27 protein-coding genes are annotated in these 21,419 nt (G+C 29.9%); 5 read left to right on the top strand and 22 right to left on the bottom strand.

The window, feature by feature from the left end; genetic code table 11:
* The 7 genes from G9F71_RS10305 to G9F71_RS10280 all read right to left on the bottom strand — a co-directional run bounded on the left by G9F71_RS10305 (position 1) and on the right by G9F71_RS10280 (position 8,316).
* A complete protein-coding gene (locus G9F71_RS10305) occupies positions 1-867 on the bottom strand; it encodes a hypothetical protein (RefSeq protein WP_164948365.1) in 867 nt (288 codons plus the stop codon).
* Positions 851-2,734, bottom strand: coding sequence for a hypothetical protein (locus G9F71_RS10300; RefSeq protein WP_164948366.1), 1,884 nt, complete (start codon positions 2,732-2,734; stop codon positions 851-853). Before G9F71_RS10300 ends, G9F71_RS10305 begins: the two co-directional genes overlap by 17 nt.
* 73 nt (positions 2,735-2,807) lie before the next feature.
* Positions 2,808-2,930 (bottom strand): hypothetical protein, encoded by a 123-nt coding sequence (locus tag G9F71_RS27275; protein WP_263488211.1) that lies wholly within the window; start codon positions 2,928-2,930, stop codon positions 2,808-2,810.
* A 1-nt stretch (position 2,931) separates the two neighbouring features.
* The gene (locus G9F71_RS10295) at positions 2,932-4,836 is read right to left on the bottom strand and encodes an N-6 DNA methylase (RefSeq protein ID WP_164948367.1); all 1,905 of its coding nucleotides are present in this window, start codon (positions 4,834-4,836) and stop codon (positions 2,932-2,934) included.
* Positions 4,837-5,027: 191 nt separating this feature from the next.
* Positions 5,028-5,507, bottom strand: coding sequence for a GreA/GreB family elongation factor (locus G9F71_RS10290; RefSeq protein WP_164948368.1), 480 nt, complete (start codon positions 5,505-5,507; stop codon positions 5,028-5,030).
* Positions 5,508-5,639: 132 nt separating this feature from the next.
* Positions 5,640-6,881, bottom strand: a complete 1,242-nt coding sequence (locus G9F71_RS10285) for an IS701 family transposase (protein ID WP_164948369.1) — start codon at positions 6,879-6,881, stop codon at positions 5,640-5,642.
* Positions 6,882-7,125: 244 nt separating this feature from the next.
* Entirely contained in the window at positions 7,126-8,316 is a 1,191-nt protein-coding gene (locus tag G9F71_RS10280; RefSeq protein ID WP_164948370.1) for a DUF932 domain-containing protein, read from the bottom strand.
* Between the two features lie 340 nt (positions 8,317-8,656).
* Between G9F71_RS10280 and G9F71_RS10275 the strand changes: the two genes are divergently transcribed.
* Positions 8,657-8,968, top strand: a complete 312-nt coding sequence (locus G9F71_RS10275; protein WP_164948371.1) for a nucleoside triphosphate pyrophosphohydrolase — start codon at positions 8,657-8,659, stop codon at positions 8,966-8,968.
* A gap of 48 nt (positions 8,969-9,016) precedes the next feature.
* On the opposite strand, the gene G9F71_RS27585 is transcribed toward G9F71_RS10275, so the two are convergent.
* From G9F71_RS27585 to G9F71_RS10240, 8 genes are all read right to left on the bottom strand, one after another.
* On the bottom strand, positions 9,017-9,670 hold the full coding sequence (locus G9F71_RS27585; RefSeq protein ID WP_318011063.1) for a hypothetical protein: 654 nt from the start codon (positions 9,668-9,670) through the stop codon (positions 9,017-9,019).
* A gap of 48 nt (positions 9,671-9,718) precedes the next feature.
* Positions 9,719-11,515, bottom strand: coding sequence for a DEAD/DEAH box helicase family protein (locus G9F71_RS10270; RefSeq protein ID WP_318011062.1), 1,797 nt, complete (start codon positions 11,513-11,515; stop codon positions 9,719-9,721).
* Positions 11,505-11,882 (bottom strand): HIT family protein, encoded by a 378-nt coding sequence (locus G9F71_RS10265; RefSeq protein ID WP_164948372.1) that lies wholly within the window; start codon positions 11,880-11,882, stop codon positions 11,505-11,507. The genes G9F71_RS10270 and G9F71_RS10265 overlap by 11 nt, the downstream gene beginning before the upstream one ends.
* A gap of 13 nt (positions 11,883-11,895) precedes the next feature.
* Positions 11,896-12,897 (bottom strand): hypothetical protein, encoded by a 1,002-nt coding sequence (locus G9F71_RS10260; protein WP_164948373.1) that lies wholly within the window; start codon positions 12,895-12,897, stop codon positions 11,896-11,898.
* Positions 12,898-12,943: 46 nt separating this feature from the next.
* Entirely contained in the window at positions 12,944-13,216 is a 273-nt protein-coding gene (locus tag G9F71_RS10255; RefSeq protein ID WP_164948374.1) for a hypothetical protein, read from the bottom strand.
* A gap of 102 nt (positions 13,217-13,318) precedes the next feature.
* Complete coding sequence (locus tag G9F71_RS10250; protein ID WP_164948375.1) at positions 13,319-13,798, bottom strand: flavodoxin family protein; 480 nt, start codon at positions 13,796-13,798, stop codon at positions 13,319-13,321.
* 78 nt (positions 13,799-13,876) lie between these two features.
* Positions 13,877-14,539, bottom strand: a complete 663-nt coding sequence (locus G9F71_RS10245; protein ID WP_164948376.1) for a hypothetical protein — start codon at positions 14,537-14,539, stop codon at positions 13,877-13,879.
* A 145-nt stretch (positions 14,540-14,684) separates the two neighbouring features.
* Positions 14,685-15,566 (bottom strand): hypothetical protein, encoded by an 882-nt coding sequence (locus G9F71_RS10240; RefSeq protein ID WP_164948377.1) that lies wholly within the window; start codon positions 15,564-15,566, stop codon positions 14,685-14,687.
* Positions 15,567-15,879: 313 nt separating this feature from the next.
* On the opposite strand from G9F71_RS10240, the gene G9F71_RS10235 reads away from it, so the two are divergent.
* The 3 genes from G9F71_RS10235 to G9F71_RS10225 all read left to right on the top strand — a co-directional run bounded on the left by G9F71_RS10235 (position 15,880) and on the right by G9F71_RS10225 (position 17,010).
* On the top strand, positions 15,880-16,431 hold the full coding sequence (locus G9F71_RS10235; protein WP_164948378.1) for a helix-turn-helix domain-containing protein: 552 nt from the start codon (positions 15,880-15,882) through the stop codon (positions 16,429-16,431).
* A gap of 179 nt (positions 16,432-16,610) precedes the next feature.
* Positions 16,611-16,826, top strand: coding sequence for a hypothetical protein (locus G9F71_RS10230; RefSeq protein ID WP_164948379.1), 216 nt, complete (start codon positions 16,611-16,613; stop codon positions 16,824-16,826).
* On the top strand, positions 16,816-17,010 hold the full coding sequence (locus G9F71_RS10225) for a helix-turn-helix transcriptional regulator (protein ID WP_125005378.1): 195 nt from the start codon (positions 16,816-16,818) through the stop codon (positions 17,008-17,010). The genes G9F71_RS10230 and G9F71_RS10225 overlap by 11 nt, the downstream gene beginning before the upstream one ends.
* A gap of 555 nt (positions 17,011-17,565) precedes the next feature.
* Here G9F71_RS10225 and G9F71_RS10220 read toward each other — a convergent pair.
* From G9F71_RS10220 to G9F71_RS10195, 6 genes are all read right to left on the bottom strand, one after another.
* Positions 17,566-18,144: a Uma2 family endonuclease gene (locus G9F71_RS10220; protein ID WP_164948380.1), complete on the bottom strand. Its 579-nt coding sequence runs from the start codon at positions 18,142-18,144 to the stop codon at positions 17,566-17,568.
* Between the two features lie 129 nt (positions 18,145-18,273).
* Complete coding sequence (locus G9F71_RS10215) at positions 18,274-18,447, bottom strand: hypothetical protein (RefSeq protein WP_164948381.1); 174 nt, start codon at positions 18,445-18,447, stop codon at positions 18,274-18,276.
* 83 nt (positions 18,448-18,530) lie between these two features.
* Complete coding sequence (locus tag G9F71_RS10210; RefSeq protein ID WP_164948382.1) at positions 18,531-19,121, bottom strand: RQC-minor-1 family DNA-binding protein; 591 nt, start codon at positions 19,119-19,121, stop codon at positions 18,531-18,533.
* A 62-nt stretch (positions 19,122-19,183) separates the two neighbouring features.
* Complete coding sequence (locus tag G9F71_RS10205) at positions 19,184-19,546, bottom strand: hypothetical protein (RefSeq protein ID WP_164948383.1); 363 nt, start codon at positions 19,544-19,546, stop codon at positions 19,184-19,186.
* A gap of 63 nt (positions 19,547-19,609) precedes the next feature.
* A complete protein-coding gene (locus G9F71_RS10200; RefSeq protein WP_164948384.1) occupies positions 19,610-19,765 on the bottom strand; it encodes a hypothetical protein in 156 nt (51 codons plus the stop codon).
* A gap of 30 nt (positions 19,766-19,795) precedes the next feature.
* Complete coding sequence (locus G9F71_RS10195) at positions 19,796-19,900, bottom strand: SEC-C metal-binding domain-containing protein (protein ID WP_268036263.1); 105 nt, start codon at positions 19,898-19,900, stop codon at positions 19,796-19,798.
* Between the two features lie 200 nt (positions 19,901-20,100).
* Here G9F71_RS10195 and G9F71_RS10190 point away from each other — a divergent pair, with 200 nt between their 5' ends.
* Positions 20,101-20,229, top strand: coding sequence for an Hsp70 family protein (locus G9F71_RS10190; protein WP_164948385.1), 129 nt, complete (start codon positions 20,101-20,103; stop codon positions 20,227-20,229).
* A gap of 390 nt (positions 20,230-20,619) precedes the next feature.
* Here the strand turns inward: G9F71_RS10190 and G9F71_RS10185 are convergent, their stop codons facing one another.
* Positions 20,620-21,246 (bottom strand): MATE family efflux transporter, encoded by a 627-nt coding sequence (locus G9F71_RS10185; protein ID WP_224626307.1) that lies wholly within the window; start codon positions 21,244-21,246, stop codon positions 20,620-20,622.
* Positions 21,247-21,419: the final 173 nt, after the last annotated feature.

Here is a 21,419-nt window from a genome sequence, read left to right as displayed (position 1 = left end):
TTACTCTTCTCCTTCCTCATTGTTACCTCGAATTAAGTTATCTAGCGCTCTTGTTAAAGGCATATTCAGCACTTTTTGTGCTAAGGATATAGATGTATGCTGATTTAACGTATCACTATTTAGATTGATTTTTTCTATTGCTAAAGATTTTCTTATAGATTTAAACCACCTATATTCTTCAAATCCATCTATGCCACCTTTTTTAATCTCTTCAAATATATATATTAATACTGGTAAAACTATCATAGAGTGTAATGCAGGTTGTAGAGTAGGAACTCTGGCCATTTTTTGATAATTATAATATTCTTTTTCTGGCAACCATATTTTAACCTTATTATCATAAATATCTACTGATAAATCTTTTTCTTCTTTAGTAATTTTTCTTAAAACACTAAATATAGAAGGTATTTTACCAAGTTCCTCTTTTTCTTTATCTACAGTAATATTAAACTGGCCTCCTATAGCTAATATATTTCCCTTTTCCAGATTAAAATCTATACCCTTATAGTCGCTAACAAAAGTTTCATTAACATAGTTATAAACTTCATCTATTGCAACAACAAATACGCATATTTGAACTTTGCCTACCATTTTTCCTGCCTCTACCTCATGGTAAGTTAATTCATCTTTTGTTTTAACTACTGTTCTATAAGATGTTTGAGGGCATTCTATGTGAAACATATACCTTGCCTTATCATTATCAATTAAGTTCTTTAATGTTTTATTTTCAATTTTACTCTCTAGCTTAAATGTAATATTGTCTCTAATTTTTTCTATGGATGCTTCACTTATAAATTTATTATCTATATAGTCATCCAAAAACTCTGCCAATACTGGATAAGGAAATAATTTATGCCTCAAGTCCATATACTTTTACCTCCATTGAACAATAGTTATCATAGTCAATTATGAACTTCAACTTATTGGGAATGTCTTTTATTAATTTATTAACAATTATTTTACCTTCTCTTGCTACTAAATCGCTTTTACCATTATCTAACATATACGCTGATTTTATAATAGCATCTACGCCTCCTTGCTCGCCAGCAATCATAACTTTTATATAAGCATTTTTAAAATTCTTAGATGTTTTAAGCATCAAAGTATACTCTCCTAATGATTTGTTAGAACAAAACATCCTAATTCCCATAGGCTTAATTTCCACACATTTTTCTATTGGTATACCTATATCTTGTGCTTCTTTAAATCCCCCTTGATTACCTTTTCCTCCAGATGATTTACCACTTCCCGAATTATTAACTACACCTTCATTAGTCCCCTCCTCCCGTTCTTCGCCATATACATCCATAAACCCATCTTCTCCAGCATCATTACCTTCACCCATAATCTTAGTTTTTTTTGTTAAATCTACTCGTTTAACCTCTATCCTTTTTACTCTATTAGACAACTCTTCTTTTTTATCTTTGTCTTGTTTTTCATCCATATACTCATCTGGTAAATACTCTCCAATACCTTCTACATCCATCTCATCTTGTTGTGTGTTCACCTGTAAATTTGATACATGTTCTTTTATAGCTTTTGTAATCATTGATATTCTCTTTTTTGCTAGTTTAGGATATTGATGTCTCTCATGTTCCCATTTATCATGTTGAGGTGTTTCCATTGGTCTGAAAAATTTATTTACCTCATACCCTTCTAGTATGAGAATACCTGCAAAAGGGATATATCCTGATATTCTATCTTTATCAAAAATCTTCATACCACTAGCTCTTGTTACACAAATTTTCCTATGGAAATCTTCATGAATATTAAGATACAACAACATGTTTCCTAATTCTTCAAAATCCCATTCAATTACTTGAGTATCCTCACTAGTTAAAACCTTGTAATAGTTTTTTGTGAAACTATCTATTTCTTCCCCATATTCACTAATAACATTACCAATAGTATCCTTTGAAATTATCACATCATCAATTATAACTTCTAAAAAATCCTTCCATATAGCAACTAAAAATCCTTCTAATATAGCTGCTATAATTTCTGACTTCCATGTTTCTCCTTCTTTAAAACCTAATATATATATATCAGTTCCTGATTCTTGTCTTCTAAATCCTTCATCTAATACATACTGCTTTTTAATTGGTTGATTTTTTTCCTTATTTCCATAGTAACCTATACCCTGAGTAATTCCATCTATAGTGTCAAATGATACTATCCTTGCTACTCCTTGACTTGCCTCTACTCCTTTATAATCTAATGTACTATAAATTACACTTCTAAAGTCTGAACATGCAAAAGGTGCTGACTTTCCAATTCCAAAACTTCCTCCTGCACTTCCACCTTTATCCGATACCCCGTTACCTTTTACAAGATTACACCAATTAGAATTTATTTGTTCATCAGCTCCATCTAACCCTGTTGTATTAAAATCACTAATTCTTAAAACCCTAATCGCATCTTTCTTAATTGCTCTACAGGCTTTATCAAAAAAGTTTTTTGTCTTTTTATCTTTTTGTTGTTCCCAAAATTCACTGCATTTTTTAAATGCATCACTTAGCTCTTCTCTTTTATCTAATTTTTGGCTATTGTGTTCCAACAAACTAAATTCTACTCTAATAGGCTTAGTTTTATCTTTTACTGCATCTAATGAATTTTGGCAAATTTCTCTTGCTAAGGATTTATATGGAGTACCATTAAATGTTTCTACGCCTGCTTCACTGATACCTGTGATTGGTCCATCATTATTAAGTGGGAATTTCCATCCTATTTCCATATGTAGTACCTCCTTAAGGATTGTATATTATTATGACTCAACATAAATTGGCCGCCATCCAATTTATCTTTATTCAACCTCCATTGTCATATTTATCTGCAATAAGTTGTGCTGCATCATTTATTTCTAGGAGGCTTAAACTCTCACCACCTGTGAAATTCAGTAAAAGTATTTTACAATCTTTATGATTTTTCAAGCTATATATACCCTTTAATTATAAAACTATCTCCTATGCCCATTTGATTATACATTTCCTGCTTGTTATTTTTAAGTTTTTCCTGTAAAGTCTCAATTTCTTCTTTTATTCTAAACTCCTCTACTTTATGTTCATTGATAATTTTAATTTGATCTTCTAAAGGTAAAAGTACTACTAGCACTTCTTTTAAATCTTTAGGATTAATAGTTATAATACTGGTTCCTATTTGTCTGTTCATTATTAGAAATTGTCCCAAGGGGCACGCTAAAAATTCTTTAATATATTCTGGTGAAATACCTTGTTTTACTCTAATTCCTATAAAATTTTGAGATAATAGTACCTTTCCCTCATGCTTTGGGATTACACAAACCTTAGTACTTACCCCTTTTACACCCCTACTTGAAATTATAATATCGCCTTCTTGAACTAGATAGGACTCTACTCTAGCATTATTCTTAATATTGTATCTAGATAATGCTTCTATGTTTACTTTTCCCTCCTGAACATTTGCCAAATTAATAACCTTATAATTTCCTTCTTTATACTCTGACTCGTCTGATACAATATTGATACCTCTGTAGAATTCGCTTATATCACCTAATGTTTTACACTTTTCTAATTCTTTTAGCTTTTCCTTGTTAAATACTACTTCTCCATAAGGTTCAATATTTAACTCTGTTTTTACAACATAACGACTAGGCATTAGGTTTGTTTCTTTCAGTTCACTTACGTCTACTAAAGCACTAAATTCTTCAATCGCCTTTTTGCCTCTATATGCATCAACGATTCTTTCTATATGTTCCTTAGCTAAAGTATGCTGGCCTCTTCTAATACTTTCGTACATTGCTTCTGCATTTATAAAAAGTATTTTGTTTTTGTAACCTTGTTCTTTGTTTTTATTAAATATAATAATGTTTACTGGTATACCTGTTGTTCTATATAAATTAGAAGGTAGCGATATTACCGCTTCTATTAAATCTGAAGCAAGTATATTCTCTCTGATTTGCGCTTCTGCGCCACTTCTAAACAAGGTACCTCCTGTAGTAATTGCAACCGCTTTCCCCTTATCTTTTAAAGATTTAATGCCATGTGATATAAACAACATATCTGCATTTGATCTTGGTGGTTTTCCATAAACAAATCTATTAAACTTATCTTCTTCTACTATTTTCTCAGCATCATCTAGTCTTAAGCTAAAGGGGTAATTCATAATAACATAATCAAATCTTTTTAATTCATTATCATTTTCTTTAAATAATGGATTCTTTAATACATCTCCACATTTACATTCAGCTTTTTCTATTCCATTTAAAAATAATCTTATTTTACCTATAGCATAGAATTTAGGCATACTTTCCTGAGCGTATAGTTCTAAATCTTTTCCATATTCCCTTGAGTACTTATAACCCTCTATCAATGTTCCATTTATTCCTGCTATTCCAGCATAAAGACTTCCTTCTTTAGTATCCAATAATTTAATTGCCAGTTCATTTAAACATTCTGGAATATCTACTCCTTCTCCACCTTTACCTTGAGCCTCTATTATTTTATTCATCATATTTTCATAAGCTACAGTCCATTCAGTTTTGGTTAGATTTGAAATATTCATATTTGATATAAGCTGATGTATTATTTCCTGTGAAAGTTTTTCATCACTATTCAAATGATTAAATGTCTGTTGTAAAAGTATATTATCTTCTTCTATTGTTTCGAAAGCACTGTTTAAAGCGTCTTTTATGTCATTGCATTTTAGTATAAAATCAAGTTTGCAGTTATCCGCAGCACTTAATTGATTGATATATCCTAGCAAATAATATTTAGTTATAATTTGAGACCATTCATCTATTGGAGCGTTCCCACGCAACAGTTCTGATATTTTTGTATTAAAGTTCTGTATTTTATTCATTCATTCCCTCCTTACTATAAGTTAGTAATGTTATTACTATTTAAATGTCTTGGTGTAAGTATATAGTTTTTAGTAAAGTTTGTCAATATTATTTCTAGTAATTTAATTACTAAGTTTTAATAATTGCACACATACGACTTCTCAAATCTCCTTCATATAATCTCATCTTTTCTCTTATTAACATGTTTATTCTAATCAAATTCTAATATTTTATATTTATAACCCTCTACGCCTTTTTTACTTATAAAGTTTAGTTTTATTATATTCCCTTTTGACTTGCCTAACAAAGCTGCCCCTAATTCTGAGTCAGTAGATATTTTATTATTAAAAGCATCGCTTTCATTTCTAGGCACTAGAATTACTTTTATTATTTCATCCATTGAATAATCCATTATCTTTACATTACTATAAAGTTTTATTTTCATACTTTCTTTTAACTTTACTGTTTTTAAATTAGTTTTAGTATTTAATTTTTCACTAACTATATCATTTTTCTCCTTGTATTGGCTACAAAAGGTAGGACTTGTACACTTAGTCATAAAACGGGCTGTTTTGCTTACACATATTCCATTTTTATAATATTTGCAATTCCTTTTGCTCCTTCTATGGTCCTCTTTTAGTCTTAAATATTCTATAAAAGCAGATGTTCCCTGCATATTTTTTATTCCCATACATATCACCCCTATTAATATTTCAATTTTATTTTTACATCTTTGTATATTAAGTACTAGTCTACCTTTATTTTACCACATTTAATCTATAAACTATAAACGAGCAAATTCACTTACAATATTTAACAGTAACTAGGCGCACTTACCCTGTGATAGTTTAAGAAGATCAAAAATGGCTTCTTTGCTTACTCCATTTTGAGATTGTATATATACCCAATCAATTAAATTTTGCACAGAATTTTTGCGAGCTATTTTTAAACCTTCTCCAAATTTGCAGTGAGTTTCAGATACACCAAAAGTACAATAAAAATATGATAATTGGGTCAAAATCCAAAATCTTTTTATTGCTTTTTCGCTGCGTACTTGATAAGTATCTAATCCTAATTCCATTTTATTTTGGCGGAAAAATACTTCAATTGTCCAGCGTTGAGTATACTGAAAAAGTAGTTCTTCTGCCGTAAGGCTAGTATCTGTTGATATAAAAGACCTTAATGCATTTTGATTATATAAAGCATTTTTCGGATAGCTTATTAATATAACTACTTTTTTAAATCCATTTATCTTGCCTTCATATCGGTAAACATAGTAAGAGTTTTTATTCACTGTAACTAAGTGAAAATCTTCTTTATTTATCATTTTAGAAAAACCACTTATTTTCTGGTTCATGCGGCAGCATTTTGGATATATAACTCTATTAGTTTTTAATGCTCCTATATAATCAAAACCTCTTAATTGAGCTGCTTTTAGAATCTTCTCAGCACTGTACCAGCTATCACCTAAAATAAATCCTTTATTAGGTGGGATGGGCAATGAAGAAATTGCGGTTATAGCAATTTCAATTTTAGTAACTTTTTTGTTAGAGTCATTCATTCTAGTTTTATCATAAGGCGTTAGCTGATACGGTATTGTTACATCACCACACTGTAGTAAAATACCTACAACTTGATGTCCATAAACTTGTTTACCTTCTAAGTGAGAAAAATGAAATTGACATTTCTCTATAGGATTTTTAGCCTGTGACGAAGGCTTTGTTTTCTTACAGATAGTATCATCAATAATCACATAAATAGGTTTACCTGTATCTTTTGATAACTGCCATATTTTTTTAATTGCAAATTTTTGTAATGCCCGTAAAACATACTCTTCATTCCATGGACTGTTGGATAAAAAATTTCCTACGGAAGTTCTATGCCTGGAGCTATAACAGTTTTCAGTTATACGGCTAACTTTACCATTGCAACCACGACCTACGGTCCCAAACACGAAGGCACAAATATGTTTAAATTGTGGCAGTGTTAAATAAAGTAACATTCTAATTTCTATAATAAAGTTGTTAATTGATTTATCATATGGTATATTATTTTCTGTAGGCATTTTTATCCATCCTTTAGTTATATTCCTTAGCAGTAATATAATACCTTATGATGGCGAAAATGTCTATTTTTGTGCTCTTTTTTCTTATTCCCAAAATATGTTATTGAATTTGCTCATTTATAGCTATAAAAAATTTTCTTATACAATAAAAACATTTATAAAATTACATGTTTTTTTTGTAAAACAGTCCCTAGGCATTACCTTTTATAATACCTAGGGACTGTTTCTGTGATATATTAATATTCTAAATATAACTTAACTGTTTTACCTCAATATGTTTATTATTTTCAATTTTTATTTGCTCTTTGTTATCAAGCACCCACTTCATAAATTCACCAGTTTTTTCTTCAATATTGATTTGTTGTTTTCTTGTTAGTTCATTACAATGAGCATATTCAGTAAAAATGTTTATAAAATCAAACATACTTTGATTATTTCTGTAAGATGAATTAAATACTTTTCCCGAATGAACGCCAGCATATATTCTTGGTATATCTAAAATAAACTCCTTATCAAACTCTATTTTTTGGTCACTTTTAACTTTATTCCTTTTAGTATAAGTATACTCGTCCAAAGGTATAATTTTGTAAATATAATCGGCTACTCCTAAATTAGCTAAAGCACTGGGGCTATATTCTATATCAACTAAATCACTTAGGCATTTAGGTAATTTTTTAATATCTTTCATTATAGGTGTAAGCTTCTGTGCTAATCTTTCAATAAAAGATTCTCTCTTACCACTGTGGAAAATTTTATTTTTATTCTCAAAGGTTTCAACTATAAGACCATTGGAACAAATAGCTCTATATATATAATAATCAATCTTAACTGCACTATTACCTATCATACTATTTTTAAATTGCAATCCTACTTGAGACGTATCATCGCCTTCATAATAACTTCCTTTTGCATATCCACTTATTATTTTAGGTGATAAAAGTCTTAAATATAACTTTGTGTTAACTATAAAACATTCTTGTATTTTAAAATCTTTGAATAAATTATTATTAGCTTTTTCTAAATCTTCTAAGAAATCCTTATTACTGTAGTCAATATAACTACAGCTCACAATCCCCACAACTCTTCTAGATTTATTATCTATTACAAATTGATGATTATATAAAACTTCTTTTTGATCTTTATTATAAAAAATATCATTAAGAACACTGGATGCTAATTTATCTTCACAAAACCCTTTAATAAGGTTCATTGGTATGTTAAATTTATTGCATAATTCTTTGAACCCTTCTTCATTAAAAGTAAACCATTTTTTATCGTACCCAAAGTACTCATCATCAACAAATTTTGCCTTTTTCTTCATAAGACTTATAATTGGTACAAACTCAGTGGTTGCTTTTTCTATAATTACGTACTCTTTTAATTCTTGAAGTGATTTAAAAACTTGTTCATTTGCCTCATGTGCTTTAAATCCCATAATTTCTCCCCTCTTCATCTTGATATACAACTCTTATATCCACTTTATACTATATTATTGGATTCTAAACAATATCCATAATTAATTTATACGCTAACATATCCAGGCTTTAAAACATTTTTATGGATTTTTCTTCTTATTCCTTATACTTAAGACACAGACATTTTTACATTTCAATATTTTATATTCTTTACTCTTTTAATTTATAACCTCAGTCTTATTCATTTGTACCCAGTATTTTATAATTCCGCAAGTAAATTGTTTCTTGTACGGTTAATTAACATTCTCCCCTCCACTATGCTATAATAACCCCATACTATAACCCAAGGAGGTCCCCCTTATGAAAATCTACAACAAACTAGTCCGCGACAAAATCCCTGAAATAATCAAATCCACCGGCAAAACCTTTGATACCCACTATGCCAAAAGAGAAGAACTACTACCCTTACTAGAAACCAAATTAAATGAAGAAGTATCCGAATACCTAGAAGATAAAAATCTAGAAGAACTTGCTGACGTTATGGAAGTTTTATTTGGCCTTGCAAATGCTCTTGGATATTCAGAGGAAGATTTAATTAACAAGAGAAATACAAAAAAAGAAGAAAGAGGTGGCTTTGAAAAAGGCATAGTCCTCGAAAAAGTATACGAATAGACAAAACCCTCCATATCATTTCTCTATGGAGGGTTAAATTTATCATATTTATTTTTCTAACTTCTCAAGTCTTTCCTTATAGAATCTTCTAGTCCTATAATCAATAACATCTTTAAACTGAGCTACAAATACTTCACTTTCACTAAGTTCACCTAAATCATCATTTAAACAAAGATATGATTTATCTCTATAAAAGAAAGCTTCTGCAGAATTTAAAAATGCCTTTATTGGATTTTCTGCAATTTTTAGATAATCCTTTTTATCAAAGCTCTTATAGTCTTTAGTTGCATCATGTCTCAAAAGATCCACTGCATTAGAAGGTTTACTATAAAAGTCCCTAAAGCTTTGGAAAATACATTCTTCATCTATTTTTAAATTTATCTTACCATTATTATAAAAAGCTAAAAGTAATGGCATTTTATAAGTCTTGGTCATTGAAGTTTTTTCAATATTATTTAAGAATCCATAAGCTTTCGTGTTTAAAAATGACTTCTCTTCTTCTAAAAGTTCATTTATTTTATTTAGAAACCCTAAATAATCATTGAAAATATTTAACTCTCCTCTGGATCTTATTACATTGTAAAAATCGTCATCCATATAAGTATACATTTGAAGCCTGCTTGGTCTAGTTTTTAAGTCTTCTTTTATTCTATTAAACTCATCTACTACTAGATCAAATATGTTCTTTTGCTGCTCTACCATCTTCTTGAATATATCAATTATTTGAACATCAAAATCTACTATGCAATCCTATGGATATTCTTCTTCTTGAGGTAATTTACCACCTTTAGCTTTCTTTTCAATATCCTTTAAATCTCCACTTAAAAAGAATGGAATCAAGTGAGCTTTTTTATAATTACCTATAAAGTCTAGAATGTTTACATATTTCTTGTCCTTATATTTTCTTAAACCGCGTCCAAGCTGCTGAAGAAAAATAGTAGGAGATTCTGTGGGTCTTAAGAATAATATCATATCAATTTCAGGAATATCTAGTCCCTCATTAAACATGTCCACAGAAAATATAATGTTTAATTCTCCCTTTTTAAGTTTATCCACTGCTTCCCGTCGCTGCATAGAAAACTCAGTTTGTGTACCACTCACTACAGTGCAAGCTTTAATCCCATTTCCATTGAAATATTCACTCATATATTCCGCATGTTTTCTGCTACTGCAGAAGCCTAAAGCTCTTTTACTATTATATTTTTTATAATGTTTTAGGATTAAATCTGCACGTTTATTAATCATTAAAGCAGTTTCTAATTCTTCTCCATCATATTTACCATTTCTAGAGGATATTTTTGTATAATCTGTATCATCAAAAACTCCATAGTATCTAAATGGAACTAGCCACCCTTTGTCTATTGCGCCTTTTAGTCTAACTTCATAAACAATGTTGTAATCACACAGGGCAAATACATCTTTATTATCCAATCTCTCAGGGGTTGCAGTAAGTCCTAAAAGAAATTTCGGAGTAAAATATTCTATTATATTGGCATAATTACCTGCAGCTGCATGATGAAATTCATCTATAATAATATAATCAAATTCATCCTTTTTAAAATATTCCTGGCAGAGATACTGTTTTTGTCCTATTGTTTGAACTGTAGCAAATACCACGTCACAATTACTCTCTTTATTTTTACCGCTGAAAAATCCAGTTTTAATATTAGGTCTAATATTTTTAAAGGATATTTCTGCTTGATTTAATATTTCTTCTCTATGGGCAACGAATAAAACTTTATGAAAACCCAGTGAATCAAAAGCTGCTAAATAAGTTTTACCTATGCCCGTTGCTGCCACAACTAATCCTTTATCTAAGCCTTCTTCTCTACATTTTTCAAGTTCATATAAAGCCTCAATTTGTGCACCTCTAGGTTCATATAGTGGAATCACTGTGCCAAATTGTTCTTTGTTATCTTCACCTTTCTCTAAATCATTAAAGATTTTGGCTCTTTTCCATACTGATGAATAACGCCGCATCTCATCATCATCAATAATTATAGAATGATTTAAAAATAGATCTTCGAAAATATTCTGAAAATGTGTGAAATCCTCTAAATTTTTTTCCTTATTTAATCTATAATTCCACTCAATTCCAGTAGTTAATGCAGAATTCGATATATTAGAAGATCCTATAAAAATATCTCCATCCTCTTCATATTCAAATATATACGACTTAGGATGAAAGGATTTATTGGGGACATTATAGAACCTTAAATCTACTTTTTCTCCTAGCGCACCCTTTAATAAATATAAGGCTTGAGGCTGAGTTATATTAAGATAGTTTCCTGTTAGAACTCTAATCCTAACCCCTTTATCTGCTACCTCCTTTAAATCCTTAATAAGCAATTTCACTCCCGATTCCATTAAAAATCCTACTATAATATCTATAGTCTTTGACCTTTTCAATGAAGCTGTTAATTTTGGAAGTAAATAATCCTTGCCCCCCGTAGAACAATTCGAATCATAATCTATAACTGCCTCTTTAAATACAATAGAATCAGTTACGATTATCCCTTTATCAATTATATCTGCATCAACCATCATACTCCACCAACGCCTTTTTAAAATTCCTAACCCCGCCCCTAGGATTACTCACATCCCCTACATACCTAGGAATTAAATGCACATGCAAATGCTCTATGGTTTGACCAGCATCAGCTCCTATATTTATGCCTATATTATAGCCAGCTGGTTCATATTGAATATCAAAGATTTCTTTTACCTCGTGCAGCAAACTATATATTGCTTTAATTTCTTCCTCCGTTGCCTCAAAGAAATTAGGAAAGTGCCTCTTAGGTATAATCAAACAATGACCTTCATTTACGGGGAAATGATCTAGTATAGCAAAGGTGTATTTATTTTCTGCTACTATTTCTGATTTATTGTAATTACAAAATATACATTCTGACATGGTTTTGTCTCCTTTATTTATAAAGTATCTCATAAAAATTCTTAGCTTTTTCATTTCCTTTTTCTATTAATTTTAATAAACCTCTTTTAATTGCATCATATGTATCAGCTTCATAATTCATTTCTCTAGATAACTTTTCAATATAATACTTGTCATAATTACTATTTACCGCTTTATTCAAAATCTGTCTATATTCTTCGCTCTTTTCCTCCATATTGTTTTTTTCCTGTTTTTTATATATGATTTCATGTACTTTAGCCTTTGATTCATCTTCTGAAATTGGTTTTCCATATATCATTCTCTCATCTTCACCATGGTAGTAATTTTGCTTTTTTATTTCTATATTGCTTTCATTTGCAAAGAGTTCAGCATTCACATATGAGTTTTGTATGTTATTAAGTTTTTTTTGTTTTTCTACCTCTTTTTTTATATTATATTCCTTGTCACAATTATCATTGAATACTTCATTTGCCTCATTGAACATATTATTAAAATCAGGTGTTGTTACAATTTCTCCACTGGACAGAATTTTAGTATCGCCTAGCTTATATGTATGTTTAAATATATCATTATCTATCACTACGTTAAGTTCATTTCTATACTCCATTTTTCTAGCTATAGTTAAATCTCTATTTTCTATGTTTAATAATAGAAGTTCATTAGTATTATTAAGTACTACTCTTTTATAAAAAGATAAGTCATATAATATGTTTATATCCCAGCTATTATCCATCTTTATAAACCATAAATCCTTTATATTCAAGGATTTAAAAGAATTATGTTTTTCTTCCCAATATTCAAAATCTAAATCTTGTCTTTCAAATTCTATGGCAAGGTCATTTCCATCCTCAAATTTAAAATATAAATCTGCATATTTATTATTTGGTAATTTATATCTAAACTCATATTTAATATCCCTGTATGCTTCTTTCATGTAATCTAATATTATCCCTATTCCTCGTATATGTTCTTCTGATTCTTCATTGTAGCTACATTCCCGCATTACACCTTTCATTACTTTATGAAAGAAATGGGGCCTCTTTTTATGAGGGTTTTTCACTTTAAATGAAACTGGGTGACCACATTCTACGCATGTTAATACCCTCATCTTTTCCAAAAGACACAATAAACTCTCCATCTAACTCTAGAAGCTCTTTAAGTGGTTTAAATATCTCATATTGCTCAGTACTATTAAATTCTTTTTCTATAACTCCTTTTTCACCCCACCCAAGAAGTCGGAGTGCTATATATCGATTCAACTTGCTTTGTAACCTTTGATTCCAAAAGTGATTTAGGCACTCATAGCAAGATGAATCACAATCGCATTTCTTCAATATTTTTTCTGTTTGACTAAATAATCCTGAAGTTTTATTTGCAATTTCCGAACTATAACCAGCTCGTAGTTATATAAATGATCAATTTATTTAAATATTCTTTTAAGATATTTTCTTAATCCACGCTTTAACTTCTTCTTTCACACTTTCTTTATTCTGCTTTGCTGGGTCTACAAAATCAATACTGCCAATAATAATGTTATTTATAAATAATGTTTTCAACTTACCAAAGCATTTCTTCGCTCCTCCGCCTGCATTGCACGCAAAGAATGCTACTTTTTTATCTGCTATTATATTACTTGAAATGAATGTATTTATAGGTGGTGCAAAAGTTCCTGCCCAAATGGGTGTACCTATAAAAACTGTATCATAGGCTTCCATGTTTGGAATCTGGTTTAGAAGTTCTGGTTTTTCACCAAATATTACACTTTTTCCACCCCATACAAATTTTAAAAATTTGCCTTTAGGTATTTCTTTTTTAGGTTTCAATTCTAGTATTTCAGCACCTAATTCCTCAGCAATCATATTTGCTACTAATTTTGTATTACCTTCTAATGAATAGAACACTACCAATGTTTTCATATTCTCCACTCCTTATAATTTTGATTATTATGAAAAAATACATTTCTTTTACCTCGTGTAGCAAACTATATTAATGTATCACAGTATATACATCCCTGATTCTAATTCCACCACTTCATTTTTACCTATTCGCCCATAAGCCCAAACACTTTCATTTAACTTTTTATATTCATCCAACTCGTAATTATTCAAATCCAATCTCAGTATTCTTTTGCTACCCATATCAGAGATATACAAATAGTTATCATATTTAATTATATGTTCTGGATAACATAACGGATAGCTTTTATCATTCATATAATCACAATAACCTATAGACATTTCTTCTTCTCCTGTTAATATACAGCTTTTCCTTATGACATGTGCTGTCGGGAAAGCGCCCCATATTGAATTACCATCTAATTCAATACTATATAGTACATCAAAATTTGATAATGTATTTCCCTTATCTATTTTTATCAAGTCCCCATTATTATCAAATATTTTTATAATAGATTCTTGGTAGTAGCTTAAAATTTGCGAACCATCTAACAAAGTAATGCATTCTAGTTCAACATTTTCAAAATATTTTAAAACTTTATCATGATTTTCACCATACTTTATTTTTAAATACTGATTTTCACTTATTTCATATACTTTATTCAAATCATGCTTATAATACACATTTTTACAAGTATCATGATTTACCATACAATCTTTATTTTTAATAATTTCAAAATGTTCATTAGTAATATGTATCATGCACATCCTCCCAATTTATATATATTATATTTCTTTCATATACTTAAGATACTCATTACCAAAATCCATCAAGCTTTCCATACTAATTTTACCACATAACACATTCCATTTAAATCATACTAAACTTCCCTTACCCTAAGCCTAATTATATCCCCATAACACTCACCCTCATCTCACTCCCCATGCTTTCCAGCCCTACAGTAAATAGTATTGTTTCTTCATCACTATACTTATCTACTATAACTTGTGCTGCATCATTTATTTCTAGGAGCCCTAAACTCTCACCACCTGAAAAGGTCAATAAAAGAATTTTACAATCTTTATAATCTTTCAAGCTGTATATATTACTTAAGGCTAAAGCTGCTGCTCTCTCTGCTCTACCTTCTCCATTAGCTGATGCTGAAGATACATAAACTATACCCTTGTTATGTGTAAATATATCTATAATATCAATTGGCGCAATGACACTTATACGTTCTGGGGCAAATTCTAAAATAGTATTTATATACTGCTGTGCAAGCTCTGCCTTAAGATTATTTTTATCTAAAAAGCTAAATGCATTCTGTGCGTAATGCTGAACCTTATTATCTATAATTGGAACTAGCACATCTACTTTTGTGGATATCTCCCTTATTAAATCATTATCTATATTGTTATTAACACTTAGTAGCAATACAGTTTTTATATCCCTTAAGCCAGCATTTTGTATAATATATTCAAGCTTTGCCATGGCTTTCGTATCCTCATATTCTCCAATTAATAATACTAAATCTGTTTCACTTAATAATTCATCATTATTCTTTAAAGCTTCGAGTTCTACCTCCTTAAGATTAATAAACTCTTTATACTCTGTGCTTTGAGTATTTAATTTATTTATAGTTTCATTATCAAGTAATCCTACTAAAAACACCTTTACATTTAATATCTTATATTCATCATCCAGCAACTTTTCTGAATCTATATCACCATAATTTGTTACTACCTCTTTTTCATTCGGTCCTAAATATTGTAATAACTCTTTATCCATTTTAAAATTCGACCTCCTTATTTTCTTATTTGCTTTTTTTGTAATAACATTTACATAATATCATTCGCCAAAGATAAAAATTTGCCTTTAAAATTTTAAAATAAAAAAGCTATCAAAATGGTTATTACATTTTGGTAGCTCTTATGAACATTTGTAATAATTTTGATAGAAATTAAGTGATAAATGATTTTTTTCATACAGTTTATGAAAATTGCAAATACAAGTTGCGGATTTGCAAATGTAGATTGGTGTTATTTTAGTGTAAAACATATTGTAATTTACACATAATAACAAAGAAAAGAGGTAGAAAGTCATGGGTTTTGCAGATAATTTAAAATCAATTAGGAAAGAAAGACATATTTCACAGGAAGGGTTAGCAGAAATAATTGGAGTAAGTCGTCAAGCAGTTTCTAAATGGGAACAGGGGAGTGGCTATCCAGAAATGGAAAAATTGCTTGTGTTATCTAAAGAACTTAATGTATCTTTAGATTATTTGATGCTAGGGGAGATAAAGTCCACTGAAAACAACAAAATTTTACCCAATACTATAATTGTACCAACAGGGAAAATTACTATTAAATCATATGATGGAAAATCAATTGTTAATTGCTATAAAGTTTTAGCGTCACATGTAATGTACAAAGCAAAAAACGATGAGCCTAAATATTGGCTGATTGGTCTTAATAGCGGAGCGTTTTGGGGAGAAAAATCAATTGTACTTGGTTGGTATGTTGATGAAGAAAAGATAAAAAAGGAAATGGATGAAATTGCAGAAGCAATTAATAATGGTGTACCAACATATGAATTAAAATATGCTGTAAAAGTTAAGAATAAAATGTTAAGAGTAAAAATAGATGAAGAGTAACTTAAGTGAAAGTAACACAATACTAATTCAGTTATGATGAAATTTAAGAAGCATGTCACTTAATCTATAAATTATTCTTATAGCACAATTAACAAAAAGTAAAAACATCTTTACATTTTGTTAGGGTTAGTGTTAAAATGATAATGTAAAATACTTTTTACATTATGGAGGCTATTATTATGAGAAAAATGGATGAAATGGAACTAAGTATTACTTTAAAAGCAATGAAATGGACTTTGGTTTATACAACCATATTTTTAGTGATTTGGGATATCTACGATTACACTCAGACAGGAATATTAGGATTAGGATTTATTCTTTTAATATCGCAAAATCTTGTTCTTATGGTAATTCAATCTTTTTTGAAATGGAAACTTGGAAAAGATGAAAAATAATATAAAAGAATTAAGAAAACAACTTGGATATAGACAGGAAGATATAGCGACTACGCTTGGCGTTACAAGGCAAACCATAAATGCAATTGAAAATGAAAAGTATAATCCTACTCTGGACTTAGCTATGAACCTTGCTAAACTATTAAACACTACGGTAGAAAAATTATTTATACTTGAAAGTTAAAAAGAAAAAAAACGTAATTCTCTAGACAAGAATTATGTGCAACAAAGATTATTTATATCTTTTAAATGGAGGAATTCGGGTGTGAAAAAATGCATTGGGGAACATTATATCATTTATAGCCTCCTATTTACTGATAACCTGTTCAACAGGTGAAAAGTGGAGTTATTATTTTAAGCCTTTTACATCTGTTGGATTGCTGATATTCGTTAGTATAGCAATCATAATTCTACAGTTAGCGGTTATAGGCATAATTAAAAGTAGAAAGCTAAACGACATGGAAAATGGGCATAATCTTTAGCTTGTGTTAATATACATCTTTCTTATTATACGTCACAATCAATAAAAGATTGTGGCGTTTTGCATTTATTACCCTATAAGGAGGAATAGATTTGAAGGAATATAAGATTGAATTTTCCCATGACATTTCCTATCGCAACCAATAATAAATGTTCTGCCCTTTTCTTACAGCCATGGTTCTCTTCCAATTATCATATTTTTATTGTACTTTGTTATATTTTTTTGCAAAAAAAAAGCAGTAAAATACTGCTTTGGAATTTAAATGTCTTCGTCTTCACCATACTCAAACAAATCTATATTTTTTATATCTATCTTCAAGTCTTCAAATCTACTTGATTTTATGTCTTCTTCTAAAAACTTATATTCTCTTTCTAATTTATATCTACCATTTTCTAAATTATATACATATACTTTCTTAGACATAGGTGAAGCTATCCAATATTCTGGAACATGAAATTTCTCATAAATATCTTTCTTTTTTATTGTATCATCCTCTGAATTGCCAGGACTCAAAACCTCTACTACTAATTGTGGTACTCCTAAAAATCCTCTTTTAAATATCTGTTCTTTATTGCAATATACTGCTACATCCGGAACGAGTTCCGCACCTTTGCCAGTTACTAATTTTTTCAATTTAACTATATCATTTTTAAGTTCACTAGGATCTTCTTTTGTTAGAAACAGAGCATTTTCTAATGCTACTTTACACTTCCCATTAAAATAGTTTTCTAGTCTAAATCCTATCATTTTTTCAATTTCCATATGGTTATACTGTGGCCTTGGGGACATCATAACATTTCCGTCAATCCATTCTTCTTTTACTAGATTATTTTCCATGTTTCGCACCTCCCTATTATTTCAAATGTATCTTATGATTTTACCTTAAAATTTGAACATTATCAACTGAATCTTTAAGATGACAACATTACGTATTTCCCACTATTTTTCAGTAAATTTAGTTTTAATTTAACATCTATAAATATTTTTTACATACTCACTGCAAAATTTTATTCTTCTCTCCAAATAACTTTTGTCGTCTCTGCCTGCATTATGCAATTCCATATCAAAGTCAGATGCCCAGCTAAATACACTTTGAGTTCCTTTAAATTTATCATCAAATAACACTTGTGTTTTAAACAACTATAAACTTTAGGTGCCACAAATGTTCCGATGCAAATTTATATTTTTTCATCAATTGAACAAAATCTCCCTAGGGTCTAGTCTTAAAACTCGGACTTATCTATTAATTTCAAATTCAAAATGGCACCATTTATTTTCTGACATACTTTTTTAACTTCTACTGTCTCCCATTTTGTTAAAAATCTTATAAATCCGATATTTTTGCTACTTCCAATTTTGATCAATAACATAATGATTACTTCCCTATTTGTTTTAGTTAATTCTTCAATAAGTGTATCTCTTGTATCTTCACCCACATTTAAAATCTTATTATATAACTCATCCGTATACACAGGCTTATATGTTTCCCACCCTTTACCTGAAAAAACTATCATAGGAAGTCGACCATTATAATCTATATCCAGATAATCATTAATAATCATCCAATCTATTATCTTTGTTATTTCTTCAACAGTTAACTGATGGTAGTAACCATAACTTGGACATAGTTCAAGTTGCTTCTCTAATAGCTTCTTATCCTTTGAGCCTTTTAGTATTTTTGCAAGCATTGTTCTACCACCTACAAATATAATCTCATCTGCCGCTCTAAGAATATTTGTTATATCTTCTTCTGATGGTTCCATTTGCCCTTTTATATTATTTAATTGATATGGTACTTTAGATTTTTTACTCATAACGACTAATCATTCGCTCCTATCTCCAGAAAGCATTTATCAGCTTTTTGTTTACTAAAATATTATCTTATAAATTCAGTTTCACATTCTTTGCAGATAACTTGATCACTAAAATCCACATTATGGACTTCCTTTATATATAATTTACTGTTACCGCACTTAATGCATTTCCCTTCATATTCCCAATAGTCATTTTCCATCTCATAACAGCATTTTTGCCATAATATTATTTCTATAAGTTTTTCAGAGTATCCTGTTCTTTTTGATATGAAATCAACTTCCTCATCAATATCAATCTCATCTAAATTAAACCCCTTTATCTGCCAATATATATTGCTAAGCTCATCATGAAAACCCCATACCATACCATTAGTGTCCTCTACAACAGCTTTCTTTGCATCACCTATTTTAAATTGAGTTTTCATGTTTTTAGGAAAAAACACATTATAATATAAATAACTTAATTAAGCGGTTCTATGTTGAAAATATTACATTTTCTCCATAACTTCTGAAACAACACCAGTTCCAGTAAAATTATTTCTTAATAATTCAAGATACATTCTGTTTCCGAACATGCCACCTGTCACGCTGTCTACTGATTTCATCATTCTTATAAGTATAAGCTTCTGTGATTCTATTGGCATTTTAGTTATTTCAGCAATTTCATTTAATTACTATTTTCCACAACATTTTTTATATTTCTTACCACTTTCGCAAGGACAAGGATCATTTCTCCCTACTTTTGTAAGTGAAATTGTTTGAATGTCACTTATCCTCACTTGTTTTTATGAATTTATATACTTAATATCATTATACCTCAATTACTTACAACCATCAAAGAAATAAAAGATATGTGTCAGAGCTGATACACCCTGTTTAAGCCTTACAAGAAAATATAAGGGATAAGCAATAAATACTTATCCTTAGATAAATGAGCAATTCATTTTAATATTGCAAAATATAAATCATTTTAATCCGTATGTTCGCCATTGTAAAAGGCTTGTTGCTTTTAGATGTAACGCCGCGCTCCCTGAGCATCGAAACTTTGGGCGGCGTTTTTTTGAAAAAAATTGATCGTAACACAACGCTTCCAAGAACAAAACATTAATATTACTGCTTCCTCAAACCTCAGTCAGCCAGAAATTGATTAAGCTATTCGTAATGCAAAGCAGTTCGCTGCCGAGGATGCAAAAAATAAAGAAGAATCTACCATAAAGGATCATGGGGAACAGTTGATTTATCAGGCATCAGCAATTATGAAAAAGCTTGATAAAAATGACACTTCAGTACTGAAATAAGCTGTTAAATGCACCAAAAAATCATTGAAGATCAATGATAACACACAAATGGTTGAGTCTTGCAATGGTTTATCGAAAATGTTAGAATCTATTTGGCGGAAAGTGAGCGGTGCATCATTCATCCTTTGCTGGTTGTTAAGGACTACCGTATTAATGAGGAGTGAGTAAAATGGGAAATTTAAAAAATAAATTAGCACAGTTTATGTATGGCAGATATGGTACAGATCAACTGTATAATGCTTTTGATGTCTTTTTAGAAATATGATAAACCAACTTGTTAATATTAAACCTTTTAGTATACTGCTAATGCTGATGCTCCACCATACGCCACTAAGTCCCAAAAACATTGACAATAGAAGTGCTCCTGGTATTCTAAGCATATTTAGCACAATACCTACTATTGAAGGAGGCATTGTCCTTCCAAGACCGTTAAAGGCTCCTGCTGTTGTCATTTCTACACACATGAAAAGCTGTGAAATTCCAAGTATTCTCAAATACACTATGCCATCCTTTATTACCGCTTTTTCCGAAATAAAAATAGAAAAAATAGGACTAGGAAAAAATATTAAAAGACAGTAGGTAATTGTTCCAATAATTGAAATAATAGCTAAAGCTATAAAATACCCCTTATAAATTCTGTTCCACTTTTTCGCTCCAAAATTTTGCCCTACAAAGGCACTTAATGCAGTTTGAAACCCTCCATCTGTCATCCATGTTATTGATTCTATTTGTGACCCAACGCTTTGCACTGCAATAGGAGTTGATCCCCACTGTGATAGTATCCTGGCTATAATCATTCCTATAACCGTAAATACTCCACTTTGCAATGATAGGTATTGCTAGAATTATAAGTTTCTTATAAATATTTCCCTTAGTTAAATCAATTCTCATTAAGTAATCCCCCCCGCTTAAATCTCATAAAGTATTTATAACTTCACAATCTATTGGTCCTGTTCCGATAATTGAAAACCTATAGATTTGTCTAAGTGGTAAATTAGAT

Origin of the sequence: Clostridium sp. FP2 (assembly GCF_011065955.2) — a bacterium.
GTDB classification, from domain to species: domain Bacteria; phylum Bacillota; class Clostridia; order Clostridiales; family Clostridiaceae; genus Clostridium_AD; species Clostridium_AD tagluense.
This window is presented reverse-complemented; position numbering and strand designations above follow the sequence as displayed.